At 61.8% G+C, this 6,136-nt stretch carries 7 protein-coding genes and 1 tRNA gene; 2 read left to right on the forward strand and 6 right to left on the reverse strand.

Annotation, left to right across the window (positions count from 1 at the left end):
- Positions 1-5 precede the first annotated feature (5 nt).
- The 3 genes from G522_RS0109380 to G522_RS0109390 form a co-directional block, all read right to left on the reverse strand.
- Positions 6-683, reverse strand: coding sequence for an LON peptidase substrate-binding domain-containing protein (locus G522_RS0109380; RefSeq protein ID WP_026790816.1), 678 nt, complete (start codon positions 681-683; stop codon positions 6-8).
- Between the two features lie 18 nt (positions 684-701).
- Entirely contained in the window at positions 702-1,640 is a 939-nt protein-coding gene (gene trxA, locus G522_RS26280; protein ID WP_051228481.1) for a thioredoxin, read from the reverse strand.
- A gap of 107 nt (positions 1,641-1,747) precedes the next feature.
- Positions 1,748-2,251 carry a prolyl-tRNA synthetase associated domain-containing protein gene (locus tag G522_RS0109390; protein ID WP_026790817.1) on the reverse strand — a complete coding sequence of 168 codons (504 nt, stop codon included), beginning with the start codon at positions 2,249-2,251 and terminating at the stop codon, positions 1,748-1,750.
- Positions 2,252-2,487: 236 nt separating this feature from the next.
- Between G522_RS0109390 and G522_RS0109395 the strand changes: the two genes are divergently transcribed.
- Positions 2,488-2,562 (forward strand) — tRNA-Gly (locus G522_RS0109395).
- A gap of 80 nt (positions 2,563-2,642) precedes the next feature.
- Here the strand turns inward: G522_RS0109395 and G522_RS0109400 are convergent.
- The 3 genes from G522_RS0109400 to G522_RS0109410 form a co-directional block, all read right to left on the reverse strand.
- Positions 2,643-3,140 carry a TspO/MBR family protein gene (locus tag G522_RS0109400; protein ID WP_245586629.1) on the reverse strand — a complete coding sequence of 166 codons (498 nt, stop codon included), beginning with the start codon at positions 3,138-3,140 and terminating at the stop codon, positions 2,643-2,645.
- Between the two features lie 51 nt (positions 3,141-3,191).
- Complete coding sequence (gene amyA / locus G522_RS0109405) at positions 3,192-4,679, reverse strand: alpha-amylase (protein ID WP_026790819.1); 1,488 nt, start codon at positions 4,677-4,679, stop codon at positions 3,192-3,194.
- A 105-nt stretch (positions 4,680-4,784) separates the two neighbouring features.
- Positions 4,785-4,976 (reverse strand): CsbD family protein, encoded by a 192-nt coding sequence (locus tag G522_RS0109410; RefSeq protein WP_026790820.1) that lies wholly within the window; start codon positions 4,974-4,976, stop codon positions 4,785-4,787.
- 457 nt (positions 4,977-5,433) lie between these two features.
- On the opposite strand from G522_RS0109410, the gene G522_RS30755 reads away from it, so the two are divergent.
- Positions 5,434-6,136, forward strand: a 703-nt coding sequence (locus tag G522_RS30755; RefSeq protein WP_169453498.1) for a GNAT family N-acetyltransferase, incomplete at its 3' end; no start/stop codon positions are given.

The following is a 6,136-nucleotide window of genomic DNA, read 5'->3' on the forward strand; positions in this document are numbered from 1 at the left end:
TGCCCTCAGTTGATGGTCGTCGGCGTATCGTTGGCGGCACGCGCCAACGTAATTTCGGTGATGGCCACCAAGGTTTCCGCTCGCGTCTTGAGGTCGGGCGCTTCGAGCAACGCCTGCTTCTCGGCCGCCCCATAGGGGCTCATCATGGATAGCGTATTGATCAGCGCTTCCGTCGACGCCTTCTCGACGGCGTCCCAGTCGGCCTCCATCTCATTGGCATCGAGATAGGCTTCGAACACTGCCAGGAAGGCGGCACGGTCCACTTCCTCCTCGCCGGTTCGCGGCTCGAAATCGGCAGGGAAGTCGCAGGCAATCTGACCGATACGATAGGGAAGATCAGCCGAAGTCTCGCCCGTCAGCCGGAAGCGGCAGACGCCGGTCAGTGTCACCTGGTAACGACCATCGCCGGTTTCGGCGATCGCCGTGATGCGGCCAACGGTTCCCACCTCGCAGAGCGGCGCTGATCCCTCCTCAACGCCCTCCTCGATGTCGAACCGCGGCTGAATGATGCCGATCAGCCGATCACCGGCAAGCGCCGCGTCAACCATGGCAAGATAGCGCGGCTCGAACACGATGAGCGGCAACAGTCCGCGCGGCAACAGAAGCACGCCCTTCAGTGGGAAGAGCGGCAGTTCGCCGGGGAGATCGGCGGGACCAACATAGCTTGCGTTGCCGACTTGCATTGAGTGCCTTTCGCGAGATCAGGAGAACAATACGGAGGACAGCTTGCGCCGCCCGTAGAGCGTCATCGGATCGGTCATGCCCCAGGCTTCAAAGAACTTGACCAGTTGCTTGCGGGCCGCTTCGTCATTCCAGCCGCGCTCGCGCCGGACGATCTCGACGAGGTGATCGACAGCCGCCTGGCGGTCGCCTTTGGCGGCCAGCGCTTCCGCCAGCTCGAACCGGGCCTGATGGTTCGCAGGATCGGCAGCAACGGCGGCAGAGAGCGCATCGGTATCGCCGACACTGGCCGCCCGTTCGGCCAGTTCGAGCTCGGCGCGGGCACCGACAATGGCCGCGTCGCCCGCCTTCAGATCCGGCACGCGGGCCAACACGGTCCGCGCATCCTCAAGCTGGCCGGCCGCCGTCAGGGCCCGGACAAGGCCGGCCGTGGCGATCAGCGACTCCGGGTCCATATCCAGTACCGCGAGGAAAGCATCGGCGGCAGCCTGCGGATCATTGGCGGCCAGCGCCTCCTGGCCGGCGGCAATAAGCTTTTCCTGATCGGTCGGCCCCATGGGACCAGCGACGCGCTCAATGAACTGCCGCACCTGACTTTCCGGCTGCGCGCCCATGAATCCGTCAACCGCTCGCCCCTTGACGAAGGCAATGACGGCGGGAATCGACTGAATACCGAGCTGCCCGGCCACTTCAGGATGGTCGTCGATGTTCATCTTGACGAGCCGCACCTTGCCCTTGGCGTCACGGACCACCTTTTCGAGAATCGGCGTCAGTTGCTTGCAGGGGCCGCACCACTCTGCCCAGAAGTCCACCAGTACGGCCTTGTCTTTGGAGGCATCGAGCACGTCGCGCGCGAAATCACGAGTGGTCGTCTCGATCACATCACTCGCTGCCGCAGGGGCCGGCGCGGTGCCGGGCGCGGCGAAGCCATTGCCAAAGGTGAAGGTCGGGCTGCTCATCTTCTCACTCGACTGCTGGGCGCCACTCTCCCACAAGGAGACGGCAATGGGGGTCATTCGTCCGCCCTATATAGGGCGACAGATGCAAATTTAACAGCCGCCCCCCCTCAGGCGAAAAGCGGCAGATCGACGATGAGTGGCTCATGACCGGCAGCCCGCAGGAAAGACACCAGTCCCTCGGCCGAGACTGCCGTGGTGGCGGTGTTCTCAAGCGGATGGACGTGGACCGGATCGAGCTCAAGCAACGCCCTCTCCAGCACCACGGTGACAGCACCGGCGGTGTCGTTAAGAACGCCGAACGGCGTTACCGAACCAGGCAGGATACCCAGATGTTCCATGAGCTGATCCGCGGTGCAGAAAGATACCCGCCCCGTCGCTCCGATGGCCGTCTGTGCGTGCTTGAGATCGAGCGCAGCATCCTTCCTGAGCGTAATCAGGAAAAGTCGGCTCTTCTTGTCCTTGACGAACAGGTTCTTGGCAAAGCCGCCGGTCATGCCGCCCCAGATGGCCATTGCCGCTTCGACGGTCGGCAGCGGCGGATGCTCGATCGTCTTGTGAGCAATACCGAGACGATCCAAGAAGGCGAAGAGATCGACACGCGTCGCGGCCATGGCAAACCTCACGGGCAGGCGGGCCTCAGCCCTGGAATAGGCCGATAATTCAGGGAACCGCCTGATCGCGCAAGCCAAAAGCGCTGAAAAATCCGCGTCTTGGCGAGGGCGGTTCATCCTTTTCCCGGCAAAAAGGCGGGCTGGACGAAAAAAGTCGAAAAAGCCTGTTGCATTCGCCGCCGACTTGGGCGATATACCGCCTCGCTCCGGCGACGGAGCGCGCTGAAAAGCGGAGCGCGGGTGTAGCTCAGGGGTAGAGCATAACCTTGCCAAGGTTAGGGTCGTGGGTTCGAATCCCATCGCCCGCTCCATTTTCAGACGAGAAGTCAAGGACTTGCAAAGTGGCCGCCTTCGGGCGGCCTTTTTGTTTTCGGTGCCTCGGCAAGGCCGATTAATTGAGCCACCAGATCGATGCGTTGAGCAGCGTGGCGAAGGCGACCCAGCCGAGATAGGGAACGAGGGCGCCGCCGGCGATACGGTCGACCGCGAGGAAGGCGTGAATCGTCGCGGCGATTACCGTTACCAGCAGCAGAATCACCACAAGGCCCGCCGTCGGCGAGTGGAGGCCAAAGAAGGCAACGGACCAAGCGGCATTGAGCGTGATCTGCACCAGGAAAAACAGGATGGCGCGGCGGCGCGGAACGCCTTCCGGGCTACGCAGCACGCGGTAGAAGGCCCAAGCCATCAGGATATAGAGAAGCGTCCAGACGGGGCCGAAAACCCCGTTGGGCGGATTGAATGGCGGCTTGGCGAGGCCCTCGTACCACGGCGCTATGTTCGGCAGCGTGGCGACGTTGCCGATCACTGCCGCAGCGGCAACCGGCGCGATCGCCGCGAGAGCGGCCGGGATCTTTCCCATGGGGCGCAATGAAAGCGTTTCAGGGGTCAATCGGCCACCCTCCATTCGAATAAATCACGGCCGGAAACAGCCAGCCTTTGATTAGTTTAGCGCGTCCGCACGCACCCAGACACTGACGCTGCCACCATTTACGGGGAAGCTCGCGCGCCCCTTTTCGTCTGTAGTGATCTCGTCGTCCCGATGCCCCAGGAAATCGCGGAAGGCGACGCCTGCCGCCTCTTGCCCGAGATCCACCGCCTTGGCCGTCTCGCCGGCATTGGTCATGACGACGACGCAGCCGGGCGCTTCGGAAGTGCCTTGCCGAATGAAGCCGATGCAGTTGGGTTCGTCGAAAAGATCGATCTGCGGGCCGTTAGCGAACCGCTGGCGCGCCTTGATCAACCGCGGCAGACATTCAATGGCCGGCATTTCGATATGGTGATCCTGCCCGTCGCCGCCTTTGTCGGTATAGTCCGCCCCATAGAGATCGGGATGGAACACGCAAGGCACGCCTTGCTCCCTCAGCAGAATGAGAGCGTAGGCAAGCGGCTTGAACCACGGCTCAACAGGCGCCTCCAGCGATTGCAGAGGCTGCGTATCGTGGTTGGCCACCAGTGTCACCGCATGCTCGGGCATGGCCCCGACCAGCGTGCCATCGAACAGGGTGCGCAGGTCATAATCCGCGCCCCCCTTCGACGCGTCGTGAAAGTGATAGTGCAGGGCGACGTCGAACAGCATCAGCTGCCGGTCGACCAGATCGAGGTAGTTGCGGAGCGCCTCGAGATCGGGGTGCCAGTATTCGGCGACCACGAACAGATCTTTGCCGGCGCTTTCGCGCATGTGCCCGATCCAGTCGCGGAAGAACCAGGCCGGAATATGCTTGACCGCATCAAGGCGGAAGCCGGCGCACGGCAGCTCGCCCATCAGCCAACGGCCCCAGTGCTTGAGCTCCTCGTAGACCGCCTTGTTGCGAAATTCGATGTCCGAACCCATCAGGTAGTCGAAGTTGCCGAACTCCGCGTCAACTTCCACGCTCCAGCCTTCGTCATAGTCGTTCACCAGCTTGAAGACGCCGGTCTCGTCCGGATCCTCGATATGGTCGACGCCGGTGAAACACTTGGCGTCCCAGATGAACTCCGAGTAGCGCCCTCCCCGCCCGGGAAAAGTGAAGCGGGTATGCACCGTAGCCTCGAAGGTATCGGGATCGATTTCCTCGCGATTGTCCGGGGTGACGCGATGCACGTGTACGCGCTCGGTCTCGTCGGCGCCCATTTTGTGGTTGAACACGACATCATAGATGACGCCGATGCCCTTGGCCTCCAAAGCCTGCGTGGCTCGCTCCAATGCGGCCCGGTCGCCATATTTTGTGGCAACGCTGCCCTTCTGATCGAACTCACCGAGATCGAATAGATCGTAGACATCGTAACCGACCGAAGAGCCGCCGGCGGCGCCTTTATAGATAGGCGGCAGCCAGACATCGGTGATGCCCATTTCCGCCAGGGAGGCGGCCTTTTCTTCGATGTCGGGCCAGAGACGCCCGTCGCCGGGATAGTACCAGTGGAAAGCCTGCAGCAACGTTCTCTGGGCCATTTGGATCCTCGGTGAAAGGGAGATCACCCGCCGCGCGGGCTGCAACAAAAGACGCCGCCGGTCCGCGAGGACCAGCAGCGTCATTGGGCATCAGAGCGTTGCCGCTCAGAGCTTGTCGATGGTGTTTTTCACCGCTTCCTTACCCTTGCCGACGGCCTTCTGGGCGTCGCCCTTGGCTTCCTGCATGTCGCCTTTGGCCTTCAGGTCAGGATCGTCGAGCGCCTTGCCGGCGGCCCGCTTGGCCTTGCCGACGGCCTCGTTGGTGTAGCCCTTGATCTTGTCGGTGGTCGAGCTCATGGCAATCTCCCTTCACGTCTCATGAAAATTCCCGTTCGGGGAACCGTAAAAGAAACGCAGGACAGACGAGGCCGGTTCCGCTGAATCGCGTGACAGCTCGCTTCACCTTAAGGTGATCTGCCAGATCGCAACCGCCGCCATCTCGAGAAATCGCATGCCCAGTCAGCACCTTATGAACACGTCGCCTGCGGAGCGCAGCGCTGCAAACCGCCGTTATAATGGGCTCTAGGTCCGCACGTACGGCCGTCGACCTCATGCGACGCTAAACCCGAGATCCATCTTCTCAGCGGCCCTGCTTTGGGCCGGCGCGCGATTTGGAGCGGCGTGGCATACGCTTCGCTTTCATGACCGGGCTTGTTGCGCCAGACCTTACGCTCCAGATCGAAACGTCCCTCACAGCCACTATACTGTGGGTGTCTTGGCCTCGCTCGAACGGCGCCAGCCAGGAGGAACCGAAGTGACAGGCAGCATCGTCGGCAATCGGATTGAGCTACGGCCCTGCGTCGCGGCCCATATCCCAGGCTTCATCGAAGGGCTGAATGACTGGAACGTCGCCCAATGGCTACCGACGGTGCCGTTTCCCTACACGGAAGCGGACGCCTGCGCCTTCATTGCCAGCGCCGCTCAGGCAGTTCCTCCCAACGCCTTCGCCGTCGTGCATCGGCTCGAAGGCGAGTTCCTAGGCGTTGTGGGATTGGTGAGGTCGGGCGATGTCGCTGAGCTCGGCTATTGGCTGCTTCCGAGATTTCATGGCCGGGGCTTGATGACCGAGGCCGTCGCATCCCGTGCTCCAGCACCACGCCGGATCGCTCGCAGCGGTCTTCGCGACCGTCGATCGGGGCAATGCCGCCTCTATCAAGCTTCTCGAAAGGAGCGGGCTTCATTTGACCGGCGAGCATGTGCGAGAGACGCCCAATCGGCAGGGAAATATTGTTGTCCTTCGCTATCAGAAAGATCTGACTTAGCGGCAGCCCCTTTCCAAATACAACAAAGCCCTCGCCGATTTCTCGGTGAGGGCTTTTGTGTTGTCTGTCGTGTTTGTCTTGCGTGTGAAGAGGTTTTGACCGTGTGGTTTGATTTGTCTCTTTTGTCTTGCTCTTTGCAGGCCTGGCAGCGACCTACTCTCCCGCGTCTTAAGACGGAGTACCATTGGCGCTGGG

The organism is Pleomorphomonas oryzae DSM 16300, assembly GCF_000422965.1.
Classification (GTDB): Bacteria; Pseudomonadota; Alphaproteobacteria; order Rhizobiales; family Pleomorphomonadaceae; genus Pleomorphomonas; species Pleomorphomonas oryzae.

Excerpts from the sequence above, each read along its gene's own strand:
- G522_RS0109380 (WP_026790816.1), bottom strand. The coding sequence starts at position 683 with ATGCAAGTCGGCAACGCAAGCTATGTTGGTCCCGCCGATCTCCCCGGC.
- trxA (WP_051228481.1), bottom strand. The coding sequence starts at position 1,640 with ATGAGCAGCCCGACCTTCACCTTTGGCAATGGCTTCGCCGCGCCCGGC.
- G522_RS0109390 (WP_026790817.1), bottom strand. The coding sequence starts at position 2,251 with ATGGCCGCGACGCGTGTCGATCTCTTCGCCTTCTTGGATCGTCTCGGT.
- amyA (WP_026790819.1), bottom strand. The coding sequence starts at position 4,679 with ATGGCCCAGAGAACGTTGCTGCAGGCTTTCCACTGGTACTATCCCGGC.
- G522_RS0109410 (WP_026790820.1), bottom strand. The coding sequence starts at position 4,976 with ATGAGCTCGACCACCGACAAGATCAAGGGCTACACCAACGAGGCCGTC.